19 protein-coding genes are annotated in these 18254 nt (G+C 64.3%); 13 read left to right on the forward strand and 6 right to left on the reverse strand.

Annotated elements, in window-relative coordinates; genetic code table 11:
* The first annotated feature begins 256 nt into the window (after positions 1–256).
* Positions 257–1021 (forward strand): helix-turn-helix domain-containing protein, encoded by a 765-nt coding sequence (locus BN1143_RS07465; protein WP_005306152.1) that lies wholly within the window; start codon positions 257–259, stop codon positions 1019–1021.
* Positions 1022–1060: 39 nt separating this feature from the next.
* Here the strand turns inward: BN1143_RS07465 and BN1143_RS07470 are convergent, their stop codons facing one another.
* Entirely contained in the window at positions 1061–1900 is an 840-nt protein-coding gene (locus BN1143_RS07470) for a UTRA domain-containing protein (RefSeq protein ID WP_042050158.1), read from the reverse strand.
* A gap of 197 nt (positions 1901–2097) precedes the next feature.
* Between BN1143_RS07470 and BN1143_RS07475 the strand changes: the two genes are divergently transcribed.
* Genes BN1143_RS07475 through BN1143_RS07500 form a run of 6 tightly spaced genes read left to right on the forward strand, consistent with a single transcriptional unit; the run spans position 2098 to position 7369 of the window.
* A complete protein-coding gene (locus tag BN1143_RS07475) occupies positions 2098–3144 on the forward strand; it encodes an ABC transporter substrate-binding protein (RefSeq protein ID WP_005306158.1) in 1047 nt (348 codons plus the stop codon).
* Between the two features lie 10 nt (positions 3145–3154).
* Entirely contained in the window at positions 3155–3988 is an 834-nt protein-coding gene (locus BN1143_RS07480; protein WP_017787902.1) for an alkaline phosphatase family protein, read from the forward strand.
* Positions 3988–4887, forward strand: coding sequence for an ABC transporter permease (locus BN1143_RS07485; RefSeq protein WP_042050159.1), 900 nt, complete (start codon positions 3988–3990; stop codon positions 4885–4887). Before BN1143_RS07480 ends, BN1143_RS07485 begins: the two co-directional genes overlap by 1 nt.
* Complete coding sequence (locus BN1143_RS07490) at positions 4880–5656, forward strand: ABC transporter permease (protein WP_042050160.1); 777 nt, start codon at positions 4880–4882, stop codon at positions 5654–5656. Before BN1143_RS07485 ends, BN1143_RS07490 begins: the two co-directional genes overlap by 8 nt.
* Before the next feature lie 6 nt (positions 5657–5662).
* Positions 5663–6670: an ABC transporter ATP-binding protein gene (locus BN1143_RS07495; RefSeq protein WP_042050161.1), complete on the forward strand. Its 1008-nt coding sequence runs from the start codon at positions 5663–5665 to the stop codon at positions 6668–6670.
* A gap of 39 nt (positions 6671–6709) precedes the next feature.
* A complete protein-coding gene (locus tag BN1143_RS07500) occupies positions 6710–7369 on the forward strand; it encodes an HAD family hydrolase (RefSeq protein WP_042050162.1) in 660 nt (219 codons plus the stop codon).
* A gap of 15 nt (positions 7370–7384) precedes the next feature.
* Here the strand turns inward: BN1143_RS07500 and BN1143_RS07505 are convergent, their stop codons facing one another.
* Entirely contained in the window at positions 7385–8995 is a 1611-nt protein-coding gene (locus tag BN1143_RS07505) for a sensor domain-containing diguanylate cyclase (protein WP_042006087.1), read from the reverse strand.
* A 109-nt stretch (positions 8996–9104) separates the two neighbouring features.
* Here BN1143_RS07505 and BN1143_RS07510 point away from each other — a divergent pair, with 109 nt between their 5' ends.
* Together BN1143_RS07510 and BN1143_RS07515 are read left to right on the forward strand one after the other, a co-directional pair.
* Positions 9105–9545, forward strand: a complete 441-nt coding sequence (locus BN1143_RS07510; protein WP_005306181.1) for a DUF2214 family protein — start codon at positions 9105–9107, stop codon at positions 9543–9545.
* Positions 9546–9693: 148 nt separating this feature from the next.
* The gene (locus BN1143_RS07515) at positions 9694–10593 is read left to right on the forward strand and encodes a DMT family transporter (protein ID WP_042050163.1); all 900 of its coding nucleotides are present in this window, start codon (positions 9694–9696) and stop codon (positions 10591–10593) included.
* A 70-nt stretch (positions 10594–10663) separates the two neighbouring features.
* Here the strand turns inward: BN1143_RS07515 and BN1143_RS07520 are convergent, their stop codons facing one another.
* The 3 genes from BN1143_RS07520 to BN1143_RS07530 all read right to left on the reverse strand — a co-directional run bounded on the left by BN1143_RS07520 (position 10664) and on the right by BN1143_RS07530 (position 12776).
* Entirely contained in the window at positions 10664–11521 is an 858-nt protein-coding gene (locus tag BN1143_RS07520) for an AraC family transcriptional regulator (protein ID WP_042050164.1), read from the reverse strand.
* Positions 11518–12003 (reverse strand): GNAT family N-acetyltransferase, encoded by a 486-nt coding sequence (locus BN1143_RS07525; protein ID WP_005306188.1) that lies wholly within the window; start codon positions 12001–12003, stop codon positions 11518–11520. The genes BN1143_RS07520 and BN1143_RS07525 overlap by 4 nt, the downstream gene beginning before the upstream one ends.
* Positions 12004–12449: 446 nt before the next feature.
* Positions 12450–12776 (reverse strand): YnjH family protein, encoded by a 327-nt coding sequence (locus tag BN1143_RS07530; RefSeq protein ID WP_010635865.1) that lies wholly within the window; start codon positions 12774–12776, stop codon positions 12450–12452.
* A gap of 214 nt (positions 12777–12990) precedes the next feature.
* Between BN1143_RS07530 and BN1143_RS07535 the strand changes: the two genes are divergently transcribed.
* Both BN1143_RS07535 and BN1143_RS07540 read left to right on the forward strand, forming a co-directional pair.
* Positions 12991–14157 (forward strand): hypothetical protein, encoded by a 1167-nt coding sequence (locus tag BN1143_RS07535; protein WP_042050165.1) that lies wholly within the window; start codon positions 12991–12993, stop codon positions 14155–14157.
* Positions 14158–14286: 129 nt separating this feature from the next.
* Positions 14287–15060, forward strand: coding sequence for a substrate-binding periplasmic protein (locus BN1143_RS07540; RefSeq protein WP_042050166.1), 774 nt, complete (start codon positions 14287–14289; stop codon positions 15058–15060).
* Between the two features lie 54 nt (positions 15061–15114).
* On the opposite strand, the gene BN1143_RS07545 is transcribed toward BN1143_RS07540, so the two are convergent.
* Entirely contained in the window at positions 15115–15495 is a 381-nt protein-coding gene (locus tag BN1143_RS07545; RefSeq protein WP_042050167.1) for a hypothetical protein, read from the reverse strand.
* Between the two features lie 196 nt (positions 15496–15691).
* On the opposite strand from BN1143_RS07545, the gene BN1143_RS07550 reads away from it, so the two are divergent.
* Entirely contained in the window at positions 15692–17071 is a 1380-nt protein-coding gene (locus tag BN1143_RS07550; RefSeq protein ID WP_042050168.1) for a bifunctional NUDIX hydrolase/phosphatase PAP2 family protein, read from the forward strand.
* Positions 17068–18165 carry an AI-2E family transporter YdiK gene (gene ydiK / locus BN1143_RS07555; RefSeq protein WP_042050169.1) on the forward strand — a complete coding sequence of 366 codons (1098 nt, stop codon included), beginning with the start codon at positions 17068–17070 and terminating at the stop codon, positions 18163–18165. The genes BN1143_RS07550 and ydiK overlap by 4 nt, the downstream gene beginning before the upstream one ends.
* The last annotated feature ends 89 nt before the right edge of the window (positions 18166–18254 follow it).

Genomic DNA, 18254 nt, shown 5'->3' on the forward strand with positions numbered 1-18254 from the left:
GGAAGGTCTTGAATCCGATTCGTTTTGAATTATGCGCGATGTTTTATGCGCCACCAGCAAAATGTTGAACGGTTGAAGGATATGCACCGCAGAGTATCACTATCTGCAACCTTCGAGCGCGACTGGTCTGGCCATTTCAATCGATTAGGTCGGGTTTGTTTCCTCTGGTTTTTTAAAGTGTCAGTATCTGAGCCCACAACGACAAAAGAACTCAATTTCTGACACAACATAAAAATGCAGATAAAGGAATAGTTGCATGACCTACAGCCAGACCCTGGCCAACAATATTCTCGACACCCTGAAGAAGACCCTGACCGACAAGGGGATCCGCTATCAGACCCTGGCAGAAGCCATGGGGGTCTCCATCGCCACCGTCAAGCGGATGATGAACAAGCCCTCCCTGCCGTTCGACACCCTGCTGGAGGTGTGCCACCTGGTGGGGCTGTCGTTCGAGGAGCTGCTGGACCGCACCCAGGACGCCCAGAGCCGGCGCGCCGTCTTCACCCAGGAGCAGGACGAGGCGTTCCACAGGGAGCCCGGCCTCTACGCTTTTCTCGCCAACATCTTCTGGCGCGACAAGACCCTGATCGATCTCAAGCGGGAGTACGGCCTGACCGATGCCTCCTGCTACCTCTACCTGCGCAAGCTGGAGAAGCTCGGCATCCTGCAGCTCGGCATCGACAACAGTTACCACTTCCTCATCAGCGAGCGGATCAGCTTCGAGCAGCACAGCCGCTTCGCCCGTCAGCAGGCGCGCCAGGCGATGTCGGTGCTGGGGGACTATCTGGTGGAGAACATGCACAGGCCCAACAACTACATGGCGCTGTGTCAGCTCCATCTGGACGAGAGCGAGGCGATGGCGCTGATCGAGCGGATGAAGGAGTACTGGCACCAGGAGCTCAAGCTCAACCGCCCCGCCATCGGCCAGCGGGAGGGCAGCAAGACCTACACCATGTCGCTGCAACTGGCCGACTGCGGCTATCAGAGCTTCGACGATCTGATCCCCAATATCGACAACTGATCCCGGCGGATCCCGCGGGATCCGCTCCCCCTCCTTTCCTCACAGGCATGACCCGCCAGGACACGCTGGATCCACGAGCCGGGTTTGCTGCTGCTTGCCTGCGAGCGGCTGCAATGCTCGCGTATCGAAACAGATGCGGATCGCATCCGGTCGCCAGTGTTCAATATCGCAATCCACCAGCGCTCCCCGCTCGTCGTAGTTGACCCGCACCAGCCGCAGCACGGCGCTCCCCTCCGCCAGATTGAGGGCGCGAGCAATGGCGCCGCGCGCCGCCGAGGGGGTGATCTCGAGACTCGCCCCGCCCTGGCCTATGCCATAGCGCTCCCGATAGAGCTCGGTGAGGGAGCTGGCCAGCGGCGCGCTGGCGATGTCGGGAAACCGGCTGGCCAGTAGGTGGTGGCTGACGTGCAATACAGGACGACCGTCGATGAGGCGCAGGCGGCGGATTTCATAGAGCGGCGTAAAAGGCTCCAGCCCCATCCAGCGGCAGAGCTCGCTGCTGGCCAGCTCGCCGCCGTGGGCCAGCACCCGGGTCTCGGCGGTGCGCTGCTGCTCGCCGATCCACTGGTGAAAGTGGGTGTGGATGGCGGGGTCGTAGGTGAGGCGGGGCGGTGCCACGAACCAGCCGCGCCGCTCAGCCCGGTAGATGAGGCCATCCGCCTCGAGACTGGAGAGCGCCTCCTTGATGGTGATGCGGGTGGTGGCGAAGCGCTCGCTCAGGGCCCGCTCGGCGGGCAGCTGCTGCCCCGCACCCAGCTGGCCGCTGCCGATATAGCGGCGCAGGGTCTGGCAAATCTGTTCACACTTGGAGGCACGGCCGTCGGCCACTGCCCGCTCGCTCAATCTCGGTTCGATCACGCTCATCTTCCTGTCGATCATCCTGGCTGCCGTGGCTGGTTCACCCCTCGCTGGAGTAGTCCAGCCTCACTCGGATTGAGAGTTGTAACCGTGCAGGATGACAGCGCCATGACAGGGCGATTGTCATCAAACTGCCATCAAAGCGCCCCGCCACCGTCATATTTCCCCTCTAGCATCCCTCTCGAACCTTAACTGACCTAGTCCAGAGGGATGGAATGATGAAAAGCGTGATCGCAAGTGCACTGGCCCTGGTGGCCATCAGTCAGCCACTGTTTGCCGCCGAGAACATCGCGGATCTCGAAAAGGCCGCCCGCGGTGAAGGCCAGCTCAGCAGCGTCGGCATGCCGGACAGCTGGGCCAACTGGAAGGATACCTGGCAGCAACTCGGCAGCATCTACGGCATCAAGCATCAGGACACCGACATGAGCTCGGCCCAGGAGATCGCCAAGTTCGCCGCCGAGAAGGGCAACGCCACCGCCGACATCGGCGACGTGGGCGGCGCCTTCGGCCCGGTGGCGGTCAAGCAGGGAGTCACCCAGCCCTACAAGCCCTCCACCTGGGCCGACATTCCGAACTGGGCCAAGGATGCGGATGGTCACTGGATGCTGGCCTATACCGGCACCATCGCCTTCCTGATCAACAAGGATCTGGTCAAGGCGGCCCCCACCAGCTGGCAATCCCTGCTGGGCGGCGACTACAAGGTGACCCTGGGTGACGTGGGTGTCGCCTCCCAGGCCAACAACGGCGTGCTGGCGGCAGCCTATGCCACCGGCGGCAGCGAGAAGAACCTCAAGCCTGCGCTGGAGCTGTTCGGCAAGCTGGCCCAGCAGGGCCGTCTGTCGCTGAACGACCCCACCATCGCCAACATCGAGAAGGGCGAGGTGGAAGTGGGGGTGCTGTGGGACTTCAACGCGCTCAACTACCGCGACCAGATCGACCCCAAGAAGTTTGATGTGGTGATCCCGAGCGACGGTTCCGTCATCGCCGGCTACACCACCATCATCAACAAGTGGGCCAAGAACCCCAATGCCGCCAAGCTGGCGCGGGAATACATCCTCTCCGACGCTGGCCAGATCAACCTGGCGCGCGGCTACGCCCGCCCCATCCGCAGCAACGTGACTCTGCCGGATGACGTCAAGGCCAAGCTGCTGCCGGCCGAGCAGTACGCCAATGCCAAGCCGGTCCAGGATCACGCCGCCTGGGAGCAGAGCTCCAAGGCCCTGCCGCGCCAGTGGCAGGAAACCGTCATGATCAACATGCAGTAAGGAGCGGCCAGTGCAACACAAGGTGATAGTGGTACTTGTGGATGGCCTCTCTGCCGAGGTAGCCCATTGCATGGGCTACCTCGCGGGCATGGTGGAGGCGGGACAGGGGTTGCAGGCCACCCTGAGCTGCGCCCTGCCCTCCCTCTCCCGGCCCCTCTACGAGTGCATCCTGACCGGAACAACGCCGGTGGAGAGCGGCATCACCCACAACGGGGTGAGCCGTCTCAGTCGGCAGGAGTCCATCTTCCATCTGGCCCGGGCGGGCGGCAAACGCACCGCGGCGGCGGCCTACCACTGGATAAGCGAGCTCTACAACCAGAGCCCCTGGCAAGCGGCGCGGGATCGCTTCACCCATGACGAGCGACTGCCCATCCAGCACGGCTGTTTCTACTGGGATGACGGCTACCCCGACAGCCACCTGTTGATGGATGGCGAGTGGCTGCGCAGCCAGTACGACCCCGATTTTCTCTTGATCCACCCGATGGGGGTGGATGACGCGGGCCACCAGTTCGGCCTCGACTCCCGTCAGTACCGCAATCAGGCGCGCCGGATGGACAGCCTCTTGGCCGACCTGCTGCCCCAGTGGCTGGCGGAGGGGTATCAGGTGGTGATCACCTCGGATCACGGCATGAACAACGATCTCAGCCACGGCGGCACCCTGACCGAAGAGCGCCGGGTACCGCTCTGGCTGTTTGGCGATGCGTTCGTGGCCCAGTGGCCGGCCGGTCCCGCCATGCAGCAGACCCAGCTCTGCGCCCTGATGGCCGACCTGCTGGGAGTTTCCCACGACAAGCCGGGCTGCCCGCCGCTGCTCAAGGCCGGCAACCTGCCGGAGGTACACTGATGATGCCCGCCACCACCGAGATCCTCGCGGATCAACCGACCGTCACCCGACGCCGGCTGCGTCGCCACTGGCTGCCCGCCCTGGTGCTGCTTCCCTTTATCCTCTTGATGATCCTGTTCCAGCTCGCCCCCATGGTGTGGGTGCTGGTGGGCAGTTTTCAGACCCCGGATGGCTGGGGCCTCGACTACTACCGGGAGATTTTGAGCTCCCCCTTCTACCTGCAATCGTTCGCCAACTCCTTGCGCATCGCCGGCATCGCCAGCCTGGCGGGGCTTGCCATCGGCACGCTCGGGGCGGCGGCGCTGCGCCACAGCGGTGAGCGGGTAAAACGGCTGCTGCTGGCCTTCGTCACCATGACCGGCAACTTCAGCGGGGTGCCGCTGGCCTTCGCCTTCATCATCATTCTCGGCATCAATGGCGCCGTGACCCTGTTGCTGAAATCCTGGGGCCTCATCGACGGCTTCAACCTCTACTCAGGCAGCGGCCTCATCCTCATCTACACCTACTTCCAGATCCCGCTCGCTTTGCTGCTGCTCTACCCGGCCTTCGATGCGTTGCAGGATGAGTGGCCCCAGGCCGCCGCCCTGCTGGGAGCGAGCAAGAGCCAATATGTCTGGCACGTGGCGCTGCCGGTGCTCACCCCCGCCCTGCTCGGCACCCTGATCATCTTGTTTGCCAACGCGGTGGGGGCCTATGCCTCCGCCTACGCCCTCACCACCGGCAACTTCAATCTGGTGACTATCCGGGTGGCGAGCCTGGTCTCCGGCGACATCTTCCTCGAGCCCAATATGGCGGCGGCGCTGGCGGTGATCCTGATGGTGCTGCTGGGGGTGGTGACGGCCGCCAACCAGTGGCTGCTGAAAAAGAGCTACGTGAACAAGGGGCAATCCCATGCATGATTTGAAACCTGGCTGGCCGCGCTGGGTGCTGGGGGCCCTGGTGGCCACCCTGCTGCTGCCGCTGCTGGCCACCTTTCTCTACTCCATCTCCACTCGTTGGGGGGCCACCCTGCTGCCAGACGGCTTCACCCTCGACTGGTATCTCAAGCTCTGGGGCGACCCGCGCTTTCTGGCGGCGTTTGGCCGAAGCCTGCTGGTCTGCTTCGCCACCCTGCTGCTGGGAACCCTGGTACTGGTGCCCACCGTGCTGGTGGTGGCCTACTACTTCCCAAAGCTGGATCCCTGGATGAACCTGTTGATCCTGCTCCCCTTCGCGGTGCCGCCCGTGGTCTCCTCGGTAGGGCTGTTGCAGATCTACGCCGACGGTGCCCTGCCCATTATCGGCACGCCATGGATCCTGATCGGCACCTGGTTCACCGTGGTGCTCCCCTTCATGTACCGGGCGCTGGCCAACAGCCTGCAGGGGGTGCCGCTGAAAGATCTGATGGATGCCGCCCACCTGCTGGGGGCGAGCAGCCGGCGCGCCTTCCTGCTGGTGGTGATCCCCTGCCTGCGCAAGGGGCTGCTGGCGGCGCTGTTTCTGTCGCTCTCCTTCCTGCTCGGCGAGTTCGTGTTTGCCAACATGCTGGTGGGCACCCGCTACGAGACCCTGCAGGTCTATCTCTACAACATGCGTTCGACCTCGGGCCACTTCACCAGCGCACTGGTGATGAGCTACTTCCTGCTGACCCTGCTGCTCACCTGGGCGGCGAACAGATTTCATAGGTGAATCAAGATGTTCCATCTAGAAGTGAATCAACTGCACAAATCCTATGGCGACACCAGAGTGTTCGAGGGGATCGAATTCGGCATCCGCAAGGGGGAGCTGGTGACCCTGCTCGGTCCCTCCGGCTGCGGCAAGTCCACCCTGCTGCGGGCGCTGGCCGGGCTCACCCCGGTGGATGGCGGTCAGGTGCGGGTGGCCGGTGAGGACATTACCTGGCAGGAGCCCCAGAAGCGGGGCATCGGCATGGTGTTCCAGAGCTATGCCCTGTTCCCCAACATGACGGTGCGGGACAACGTCGCCTTCGGCCTCAAGATGAAGCCCCAGCCGGGGCGGGATCTGGCCGCCAGCGTGCAGGAGGCGCTGGCGCTGGTGGAGCTGACCGGCTTCGAGCGCCGCTATCCGGCCGAGCTCTCCGGTGGCCAGCGCCAGCGGGTGGCCTTGGCCCGGGCCCTGGTGGTGCAACCGCGGATCCTGCTGCTGGACGAGCCGCTCTCGGCCCTGGATGCCCGCATCCGCCGCAGCCTGCGCCAGCAGATCCGCGAGATCCAGCAGCGCCTCGAGCTCACCACCATCTTCGTCACCCACGATCAGGAGGAGGCGCTCACCATGTCGGACCGGATCTTCCTGATGAACAAGGGGTCCATCGTCCAGAGCGGCACGCCGGAGGAGATCTACACCCGCCCCGCCGACGCCTTCGTGGCGGGCTTTATCGGCAACTACAACCTGCTCGATGGCGAGCAGGCCAAGGCCCTGTTCGGCCAGCACTGCCGTGGCAAGCTGGCGCTGCGACCTGAATCCCTCTCCCTGCTGCCGGCCGGCGTCCGCAGCGACGAGCCGCACCTGCCGGGGGTTATCAGCGGGCAGCAGCTGCTCGGCAACGTGATCCGCTATCAGGTGAGCTGCGCGGCGGGCCTGCTGACGGTGGACTGCCTCAACCGCTCGGCCCGGGATCTGCTGCCGGTGGGCGGCGCCGTGACCCTGGCGGTGGCCCGGGATCAACTCTGTGAGGTAGCATGACGCCCCATTACATTTCCATTTTCACTGCGAGGAGCACCCATGGCACTGGCACTGTTTGATCTGGACGAGACCCTGATTGCCGGGGATTCCGCCAGCCTCTGGCTGGAGTACATGGTGACCGAGGAGCTGGCCCCGGCCGGCATGATCGCCGAGGAGCAGGCCATGATGTCCCTCTACCATCAGGGCAAGATGGACATGCACCAGTACATGGCCTTCACCCTGCAACCGCTGGCAGGCAAGTCGCGCCAGTGGCTCGACCCGCTCTGTGCCCGCTTTGCCGAGCAGGTGCTGCGCGAGCGCATCTACCCTGAGGGGGTGGAGCGCATCGAGTGGCACCGCAAGCGGGGCGACGAGCTGGTGCTCATCTCCGCCTCCGGCGAGCACCTGGTGGCCCCCATGGCGCAGATGCTGGGGATGGATCACTGCGTGGCCATCCTGCTGGATGAAGAGGCCGGCATGCTGACCGGCCAGACCCGCGGCACCCTCAGTTTTCGCGAGGGCAAGGTAGCCCGCATCAACCAGCTGTTTGCCGCAAGCGCCGACCCCTGGCGGGAGAGCCACGGCTACAGCGACTCCCACAACGACCTGCCGCTGCTGCAGGCGGTGACCCACCCCCACGCGGTCAATCCCGCCCCGGGGCTGCGCCAGATCGCCGCCGAGCAGGCCTGGCCCACTCTCGACTGGCAGCTGGCCTCCTGAATGAAGAAGAGGCCCTCAGGCCTCTTCGTTGCTCAGCAGTGCATCGTCGGCAGGGGGCGTCTCCTCCTGCCCCTTCGCCTCTGCTCGGCCCAGATGGATGCAGTTCTTGCCATCGCGTTTGGCGCGATACACCTCGGCATCGACCGCCGCCAGCAGCGCCTTGCCATCCATCCCCGCCCGGCTGGCCACCAGCCCGCCACTCAAGGTGATCCTGAGCCCCGGCTCGCGCCAGTCCAGTGACTCCACCCCCTTGCGGAACTGCTCCAGCAGCATCTGGCAGAAGTGGATGTCCGGGTTGACCAGCAGCACCACCAGCTCCTCGCCACCGTAACGGCAGACCCAGCCGTGATCCCCCAGCAGGGCCCGGCCGAGCTGGCTCACCCGCTTGAGCACCACATCCCCGGTCTGATGGCCGAAGGTGTCGTTGACCCGCTTGAAGTCGTCCAGATCCACCATGGCCAGGCAGAACGGCTGCTGATCCTGCAGCAGTCGGTTGAAACGTTCATCGAAGAAGCGGCGATTGTAGAGACCGGTCAGCTTGTCGAGGTTGGCCTGCTGGCGCGCCTCGTGATAATCCTTGCTCACCTCGGCCAGCTCGGCATAGACGTGTCTGAGCTCGCGCATGCCCCCCTGGGGTACCCCGTCAGGTTCCATCCGGCTGGCCCGGATCATGCTCGAGATCTCGTCGAGCATGCGGCGAAAATAGCGGGACCAGATCAGCGCCAACATCAAGTAGAGCACACAGGCCAGCGCCACCATCAGCAGCACGTTGAGGGAGACCCTGTCCACCACCGCCATCACGCTGGCCGCCGGCTGCACGCTGATCAGTACCCAGTTGCGCTCCTGCAGCCTGCTGTAGGCCACGAACTGGCGGGAGTCCTTGTCCAGAAAGATGCCGTCCTCCTGGGTGAAGCGAGCGAGCCATTCTGGGTGGGTCATGGGCTTGAGCAGCTGGGCCGCGTCAGGATGGGCCAGCACCTTGCCGGACTGGTTGACGATCATCTGGTAGCCCTCCCCCAGCTGACGATTCAGCTGGGCGGAGAAGGGGGCCAGGATGGCATCGACCGCAAGGACCCCGCGCACCTTGCCCTCCCTGTCGGTCAGGGCCCGCGCCAGGGCGATCACCAGGTTGCCGTTGGTGTAGTCGTAATAGGGCTCGGTCCAGACCATCTTGCCCACGTGCTGGCTGGCCAGCTGATACCAGGGACGCACCCTGGGATCGAAGTTGGCATCCGCCTGCCAATCGGGGTAGATCAGCATCTGGCGCTCGGCGGTGCCGACATAGATGTAGACCAGATCGGCCATGATCCCCTTGTAGAGCTGCCACTCCTTCAGATAGGTCTCGGTGTTGAGCAGGCGGGGACCGCTGATGTCCTCAACCTTGACCCTGTCGTAGATGAGGGTGAACTGGCGCTCCATCTCGTGCAGGTAGGGCTCGATGAAGACGTGACGAAGCTGGTGGTTGGTGGCGAGCAGGCGTTGCTGCAGCTCGCTTTGCAGACTCCGCTCCATGTGCAGGTAGTAGATACCACCCAGCATCAGCACCGGAATGAACAGCAAAAGCAGGCCCAGACGCATCCTGGTTACCAGGGACCAGGTTTTTTTGGCGACCGCTCGTTTAACCAATCCTGACTCCTGCTATTGCCAGACCACGCGTAGTGTCAGAATATCAGCAGCGCGAGATGGCGTCCAAAAGGAAGCTGTTTATCTGCTCAATTAGAGGTAATCGACACGGATGCTGAACCCGGACCTGTTGATGGCGCTGCACTACTGCGCCGTGATCACCCTGACCGGGGCGATCACCTCCGAATATTTCCTGTTCCGCCGCGGCATGTCCATCGAGCAGGTGCGCAAGCTGCTGCTGGCCGACGGTCTGGCGGCACTGGCCCTGTTGCTCATCTTCATCACCGGGGTGCTGCAGGTACTTGCCCACCCCGACGAACCGGCCGTGCTGCTCGCCAATCCGGGCTATCGCACCAAGCTGCTGCTGTTCTTCGTGATGGCCATAAGCTTTGGCTACCCCAGCCGCCTCTTCTATCGCTGGCGCCGCTCCCTGCGCCAGGGACGCGCCCCCATGGTCTCCATTCAGCAGCAGTTCTGGGTGATCTGGATCCTGCGCGGCAACCTCTTGCTGCTCGCCCTCATTCCCCTGCTGGCCAGAATCGCCAACGGTTGAGCCACCTGGCCTGCGGCTGTGCAGCAGGATAACCGCTCACGCCGCCAACCTCACCGACAGCGCAAGACAAATCCCCCCGCTCACGGTTATCTTGGAGGCTGGAGCTTTGCGGCACGGCCCTGCCCGTCCGTCTTTCAGGGATGAATCTATGCGTTCGAACATGATGTTATTGATGGCCGCCGCCATCTGGGGGCTGGGCTTCGTCGCCCAGCGGCTCGGGATGGACCACATGGGCCCTTACACCTTCAACGGCCTGCGTTTTCTGCTGGGGGCCCTCTCCCTGCTGCCGCTCTTGTGGTGGCTCAAATCCCGCCAGCCGGGCGGGCAGGCCGGAGATTGTCGCCTGCTGCTGACCGGCGGCCTCATCGCCGGTACCGTGCTGTTCAGCGCCGCATCGCTACAACAGGTGGGGCTGCTCTACACCACGGCCGCCAAGGCGGGCTTCATCACCGGCCTCTACATCATACTGGTGCCCGTCATCGGCCTGGCTCTGCGCCACAAGACGGGGGCCAACACCTGGGTCGGCGCCCTCATCGCCATGGCGGGACTCTACTACCTCAGTGTCACCGAGGACTTCACCATCGGCTACGGCGACCTGCTGCAGGTGGTGGGGGCCCTGTTCTGGGCGGTGCACCTGCTGGTGCTGGATCACTACTCGAGCCGGGTCGCCCCCATTCGCCTCGCCGGGGTGCAGTTCGTGGTCTGTGGCCTGCTCAGCCTGGCCACCGCCTTCTTCATCGAGACCCCCTCGGTGGCCGGTGCCGTCGCCGGCTGGCAGGCGCTGCTCTACGCCGGCCTGGTGTCGGTGGGGGTGGGTTACACCTTGCAGGTGGTCGGCCAACGCGGCGCCCACCCGGCCCATGCCGCCATCATCCTCAGCCTGGAGACGGTGTTCGCCGCCATCGGCGGCGTCCTGCTGCTGGGGGAAACCCTGGATGAGCGCGCCTTCGTCGGCTGCGCCCTGATGCTGGCGGGTATGCTGATCTCCCAGATCCGCCTGCGCTGGTGGTGGAAATCCCGGCGGGACAAGGTGCCCAGCCAGCCCTGATGAGGTAACGGTCAGCCTTCATCCCAAATAAAACGAGGCGCCACAGGCGCCTCGTTTTATTGCCGCACGTCTAGCGCACGCTGGAGCAGAAGCTCACGTCGTCGCGCAGGGGATCGTTGCTCACGCTGTGGTAGAGCTCGAAGCAGGGACCGCTGCCGAACTCCAGCCCGGCCGCCACTATGTCGCCCACATGCTCCTGCCAGCGCGGCCCGTACTGGCTGCGATCGGTGATGAGGTAGCGGGACTGGGCATAGCGCCCGGCCGGAATGAGCTGGGTCTCCACCTCCCCCTCGCCCCGGGTCTGGGGTGGCACAGTGATGCCGATATCGGTGCGGCACTGGGCCGGCGGCGTCACCTCCGGGTTGTCGTGGTAGATGAAGATCCACTCCCCGCCCTCCAGCCCGCGGGCGGCGGCCCACTGGTGCAGGCGGCCGCAGACGGCGTCATAGCCTTCGCCATAGGGACCGGTGACCCGCACATAGGCCAGGGTACGGGCATCCATCTCGACGGTTTTCATGGTGTTGCTCCTTGCTGATGAGTGGCCTTCAGCATAAGGGGACAGAGCATCCCATGCGTGTCCATCCTTGCTCTCCAGGTGTCCGTTCTTGCCCTTGTCGCGGCGAAACTCCCCCGGGGTACAGCCATAGTAGCGACGAAACGCCTTGGCGAACGCCTGGGAGCTGCCGAGCCCAGCCCCCAGCGCGATGGCGGTGACGCTGGCATCTGTGTAGCAGAGCTGCCAGGCGGCACGCTGCATGCGCAGGCGCCGGCACATCTCGCCCGGGGCTTCCCCCACCACGGCGGTGAACACCCGGTGAAAATGGTAGAGGGAGAGACAGGCCCGCTCCGCCAGCGCCTCGATGGAGAGATCCGGATCCTGCTCCAGCGCCCGCAGCACCGGGATGAGCCGGCGGCGGTAGTCGATCATGGCCGGATCCTCGCCATATAGAGTGCGTCCACATACTCACCCTGGCGAAAGGCGAAACCACGGGCCAGCCCCTCCTCGATGAAGCCGAACTTGCGATAGAGCGCCAGCGCCGCTGCATTGTCGGCATAGACGGTCAGCTCGATGCGGCGCAGGTTGAGCCAGTTGTCGGCCATCTCCAGCGCGGCCCCCAACAGGGCAGAGCCCACCCCCTTGCCCGCCCAGTCATCCCGCACCCCCATGCCGATACAGGCCACGTGTTTGCGCCTCGGGTTGGGCTCGATATGGAGTGAAATATTCCCCACCAGCAGACCATCGACCTCAGCCACCAGCGCCACCACACTGCCGCTCTCCAGTCGCTTCTGCCAGACCCCCAGGGTTGGATAGGGCAGTTGCAGAGTGCCCGCCTGGGCATTGGGCATGGCATAGAGATCCCGCAAGGCGGGGGCATCGGCCGGTTCGGCGTGACGAATGGTGATCTGCATCTGAGGCTCCTTCTCGAAAACTTCATCATGCAGTATCAGAAGGGTCCGGTCATCCCCCTGCCACGGTTATTTGCGCGGGCAATTCGGCAACTATCGTCATGGGTCAGCGCCGCGGACCGGACCAGGTGAACGGATCCGTCCACTGGCTGCACCGGGCGGCGGACACACAAAACGGGGGCCCAAGGGCCCCCGCATCATCACGGCGCATGATGAATAAAAAACGGAGCCAGAGGCTCCGTGTTTCACTGCAGTATCAATCTCGAACGGAACGCGCTTCGCGCTCTGCACGTTCCCGTACCAACAGGCGTTTGTACCACCAGCTGTTGCGACGACGTTGAGTGTTGGAAGAGCGACGAGCCATTTCTGAAGTCCCAGTCAAGAGAGGAAAAGAGCCGCATTATGCGATAGAGGTCACGTCCATGTCTTTAGCTGGATCAAGAAAAGCCTCACTGACCCACTGTGATGGTGCCGCTCTGCGTCGCCTTGCCAGCCGCATCCGATGCCCTTTGTGGCTCGCGCCAGACCAGAGGCCCGTTGCTCTCCTGTTCGTTTTGCGCAGCGCACTCCAGCCAGTCATCACCCTGCCGGATCCGGGCCCCTGCCGAATACTTCTGATCCTGATACCAGCAGACCCGCTCCGGCAGCGATCCCAGCGGCAACACCAGCTCGCTGCCCACTTCCGTCCGCTTCGGTTCTGCCGCCACGCCGATACCGGTCGCACCGCCCAGCAGCGCCAGCAGCAGCCAGCCGCCTGCCCTCTTGCCTGAATTCATGATGTCACTCCTCGCTTGATGAAGAATGGAAGCGACCGGCAGCCGCACAAACTTGATTAATAAGCGGTGCCCTCTCTGGCATTCCCAAGCCAATATGGTAGCCTGCCAGCGCCTGCCCGCCCGTCTCAGAACCGGGCCAGGAAAACCCGTTGAATTTGTCGGCCCCAGACAAATATAACCTTATTAATCAAATCGTTATTTGGATATTATCCCAATGCGTATCATGCCGTTGCTCCAGGCGGCCTGCCTGAGCCTGATGTTGTCCGCCTGCGTTGCCCCCCTGCTGATGATGAGCCCCACCAGCCAGCTGATGTGGGCCCTGCTCAAACCCCTGGTCGGCTTCGATCCCAACCAGGCCAACCTGTTTGAACAGCCCCTGATCAAGGACCGGATGACCGCCATCCTCGGCCCCAACTACGACAGCACCATGCAGCTGCTCAAGACCGCCAACGAGCTGCAGCAGGAGGGGCCGCTGTTCTACGTGGTCTCCCGCTATGCCCCCATGCCCGAGGTGGCCAAGCAGGCAGGCATGGTCTGGAACTCGCAGACCAACCAGATGTCCGTGATGCTGCTCAAGGGCGACGGCACGCCCCAGGTCTTTGGCGAGAACCTGGCGGCCAGCGCTCCGAGCTGGCCCAGCGAGATGCAGAACTGGCAGGCGCAGGGCAATCCGGCAGCCAGTGCGCTCTCCGGTGCCACCAACAGCCTGAGCGGCACGGCCACCGGCAGCTCGCTCTTCGGCAGCGTGCTGGGTTCCCTGCAGCAGGGCGCCAGCAAGACCATGGCTGACACCACCCAGCAGGTCGTGAACGGCGCCGCTACCTCGGCCCAGCAACAAGCCGGCAAGGCAGCCAGCAGTGCCACTGCTACCGTACAACAGCAGGCCACCAAGGCCGTAACCGAGCCCGCTAAGCAGGCGGTCAGCAACGCCACTGCCACCGCGCAGCAGCAGGCCGCCAAGACGGTGACCGAGCCCGCCAAGCAGGCGGTCAGCAGCGCCGCTGCCACCGTGCAGCAACAGGCCGCCAAGACAGTGGCAGAGCCTGCCAAGACAGTGACCGAGCCGGCCAAACAGGCGGTCAGCAACGCCACTGCCACCGTGCAGCAGCAAGCCACCAAGGCCGTGACCGAACCAGTCAAGCAAGCGGCCAGCAGCGCCACGACCACCGTGCAGCAACAGGCCACCAAGGCCGTGACCGAGCCTGCCAAGCAGGCAGTCAGCAGCGCGGATGCCACCGCGCAGCAGCAGGCCACCAAGGCCGTGACCGAGCCCGCCAAGCAGGCAGTCAGCAGCGCCGCTGCCACCGTGCAGCAACAGGCCGCCAAGGCCGAAGCCGCGCGCGCTGCCGCCGAAGCCGAGATGGAAGCCCTGCTCAAGTAACCCCTTCCCAGGCCATCGCAAGATGGCCTGGTTGTTTCCCCTCCCGCCCGCTCCCTCAGCGGAAATCATGAACTTCTCGGCATAACTCCCTAAACTGGATGAAGACGACTTTTCGCAAGGAGTGCTGCCATGTCGCGTCTGCTCGGTCTGTTTGTCTGCTGCTGTCTGGGGGCCGCCCTGCCTGCCGCGGCATTCACCTATTACTCCGAGCAGAACATGCCGCTCAACGGCCTGGATGCAGCGGGCAACAGCACCGGCCTGGCGGTGGAGCTGCTGAGACTGATGTGGCAGGAGATGGGGGAACCGGAGCAACCCATCCACTTCATGCCTTGGGCCAAGGCCTGGTACCTGCTGACCCAGCAGCCGGATGCCGTGCTGTTCACCACGGCCCACACCCGGGCACGGGATCCCCACTTCCTCTGGGTCTGCCCCATCAGCCACTCGCGGGTATCGCTGGTCGGCCGCAAGCGGGATGCCCCCAAGGTGACCGGCAAGGACGATTTGACCAAACTGCAGATCGGGGTGATGCAGGCGGACGTGGGGGAGCAGCTGCTGCTCAACCGGGGCATCAGCCCTGCCAACCTGATGTCGGTGGAACGCATGGATCAGGTGGTGCGCCAGCTCATCATGGCCCGCACCGATCTGGTGGCCGGCAACGAGGCCATGCTGTTCCATCAGGCCAGGCAGCTGGGCTTTGCCCCCGAAACCTTCGTCACCGTCGCCACCCTGGCGGATCAGGACAACTGCTTCGCCTTCAACCCGGCGGCGGACAAACAGCAGGTCGCCCGCCTGCAACAGGCGCTCGACAAGGTCAGACAGGGGGAGGCCTTCAAGCAGCTCATCGCCCGCTACCAGGATGTGGTGCAGCCACCACCGGCCGATCACCTGCCGCGAATAGAGTAAGTACCAGATGCAAACAGGCCACCCGAAGGTGGCCTGTTTCATGGTGCGAGCCGCTCACTGGAAGTGATGGTCTTGCTCGGACTTCTTGGTCTGGGCGCCCTCGCTATGCTCGATGGCGGTGCGGATGAGGTCCACCCCGGCCCGGATGATCAGAACCCCCATGTTGACCAGCTTGACGCAGACCCACATGAAGGTGATGAGCAGGATCAGCTTGAGCACTGTCTGGAATGCCTCCAGGAAGTTCTGCTCCAGCTGGCCGGTCAGGCCGCTGGCACTGGTCATCAGCCAGGTGTACACCTCGCGCACGAAGGGGATGCGGCTCGGCATCTCCAGCACGTCCAGCGCGGCAGGCAGGGCCTGGAAGATGACGATGCTGCCGAACAGGATCAGGATGACACCGATGGCGATGCCCAGAAAAAAACCAAACTGTTTCATGGAAGGTCCCAAGGTTTGCTGCATGGAAATAACATAGCTGCCAATACTAGGGACTGCCTTACCCCACGGCAATCCTTGCGCGCCGGGTCGCCCGCTTGCCACGCCGGCCCAGCCCCGGCGCCCGGCCACAAACCATTGCCCAACTATCTGATTTCTGTGACGCTTGTGCCCATCACCCCCTATCGGTCAGGCCTTCATGTTGCGCCACTGTTTTTTGCTGCTCTGCCTCCTGCTGTCGTCACCGCCCCTCCTTGCCACCCCGACGGCGGCCGTCTGCGTGGTCAAGCACCAGCAGCAGCTGTTGCTGGTGCAAGACAGGGTCTCCTCCCGCTACAGCCTGACCGGTGGCTACATAGATGCAGGGGAGACGCCGCAGCAGGCGGCGCTGAGGGAGCTGTATGAAGAGACCGGTCTGCGGGGCCGGGTCGTCGCCGAGCTGGGGCCATGGCAGCGCGCCCTGTTGTTTGCCTGTGAGACTCTGGAGCCCATCCGCGCACAGACCGGCTCTGGCTTTGTCTCCCTTCTGCAGGCCCCCAATCTGGGCGGCGAGATCCTCAATGCCAGGCTGATCGCGCCGGCCCGGTTGCCGGATGATCAACGCCGTTTCCCGGCCCAGCTCGACTGGCTGGCCCCCCAACTGGCCGCCATGCCCGACAGCCCTGTGTTGTGGCTGCCCGATTTTCGTGGCGAAGGCAATGCACTGCACCGCATGGAAGTCCCGCTGATCCACCAACTGCAGACCTGGCTCGGTGCCCAGGTGCGCTGGCTCGAGGTCAGCAACCTGTTCGGTTCAGCCGCCTTTCAGCTTGCCCTGCTACCCTTGCTGCTGCCCTGGCTGGGCTGGCCCCGGGTGCGCCAGCTGCTGCTGGCCATGCTGACCCTCACCCTGCTGGTGCAGCTGGCCAAGGAGGGGATTGGCTGGCCCAGACCCTTCCACCTCGACCCCGCCCTGGCACAGGGCAGCGCCCAGGGCTTCGGCATGCCGAGCGGCCACGCCGCCTCTGCGTTGCTGTTCTGGGGCGTGTTGCTGAGAGCCTGCTGGCCCGCCAGCCCCTGGCGCAGTGCCACCCTGGCCCTGCTGCTGGCCGCCCTGACCGGACTGGCCCGGGTCTGGCTCGGGGTGCACTTCCTGTCGGATGTGGCGGCCGGTTTGCTACTTGGCGCCTTACTGCTGGCCCTGTATCCCCGCCTCGCCGGCCTGGCAGCCAGTCGCCGGGGCTGCGCCGGGCTCACCCTCGCCTGCGCGCTGGCCGCCGGGTGGAGCCAATCCTCGGCGCTGGCAGGCCTGGCCACCTTCAGCCTGGGGCTGACCCTCGGCATGATGTTGCCGCTGCCGCGCACGGCGCCGGCCGGCTGGCGCCTCCCCTTGCTGGCCCTGCTCGGTGGCCTGCCGCTGGGGGCATTGTGGTGGGCGCTGCCGCTCTGGCTGACCAGCTCCTGGCTCATTCTGCTCGGCCAGTGGCTGCTTTATTGTTGCCTGGGGCTCTGGTTGAGCGCCGGTCTCTGGTGGATACTCTCTCTCGTGAATAATGACCCGCTACCCAAGGGCCCAGGCCCTGACAAGGGATTGCTATGAATATGAAAAAAGTGGATTTAGCCAAGATAACCCTGGGAGTGCTGTTTATCAGCCTCCTCATCGTCTCCTGTTTCATGGTGCTGCGCCCCTTCCTGCCCGCGCTGGTGTGGGCCACCATGATCACCATCGCCACCTGGCCACTGATGTTGATGGTGCAGCGCCTGCTGTGGGGCAAGCGCGCCCTGGCGGCCCTCTTCATGACCCTGGTGCTGCTGCTGATGTTCGTCATCCCGCTCTTCATGGCGCTGGCCAACGTGGCGGAGAAGGCGCCCATGCTGATCGAGCTGGGCACCACCATCAGCCACTCCCCGCCCCCCGAGCTGCTCTGGCTGCAGCAGGTGCCGCTGGTGGGCGGCAAGCTTTACGACTTCTGGCAGCAGATCCTGGCGAGCGGTGGTCAGGTGCTGTTTGCCAAGCTGGCCCCCTACTTCGGCCAGACCGCCCGCTGGCTCGCCTCCCAAGCGGGCAACCTGGGGCTGCTGTTCGTCCACTTCCTGCTGACCGTCGGCATCTGCGGCCTGCTCTACCACTCCGGTGAAGTGGTGGCGACCGGCATTCGCCGCTTCGCCCACCGGCTGGCCGGCGAGCGCGGCGACAACGCCACCGTGCTCGCTTCACAGGCGATCCGCGCCGTGGCCATGGGGGTCGTGGTGACCGCCCTGGTGCAATCCTCGGTGGCCGGTATCGGTCTGCTGATTGCCGGCATCCCCTACACCATGATCCTGGTGGTGGTGATGTTCCTGCTGATCGTCGCCCAGATTGGCCCCTTCCCGGTGCTGCTGGCCTGTGTCGGCTACCTCTACTGGAGCGGCGACACCACCTGGGGCACCTTCCTGCTGGTCTGGTCGCTGCTGGCGGGCACCATGGACAACTTCCTGCGTCCCTTCCTGATCAAGCGCGGCGCCGACCTGCCGCTGATCCTCATACTGGTGGGGGTTATCGGCGGCTTGCTGGCGATGGGGATCATCGGCCTCTTTATCGGCCCGGTGGTGCTGGCAGTGGGCTACACCCTGCTGGATGCCTGGATCAAGGAGGGTGACCACCCTACCGGTGACAAGGTAGACGCCCCACCTCATGACAAGGCACTGTCATAAGGTCAAACGCCGCCCGAGAGGGCGGCGTTGTTGTTTTAAAGACAAGAGCCAAAGAGCACGGCCTTGTGCCGGCACAGAACCAAAGTTCG

This window comes from Aeromonas dhakensis (genome assembly GCF_000820305.1).
GTDB lineage: Bacteria > Pseudomonadota > Gammaproteobacteria > Enterobacterales > Aeromonadaceae > Aeromonas > Aeromonas dhakensis.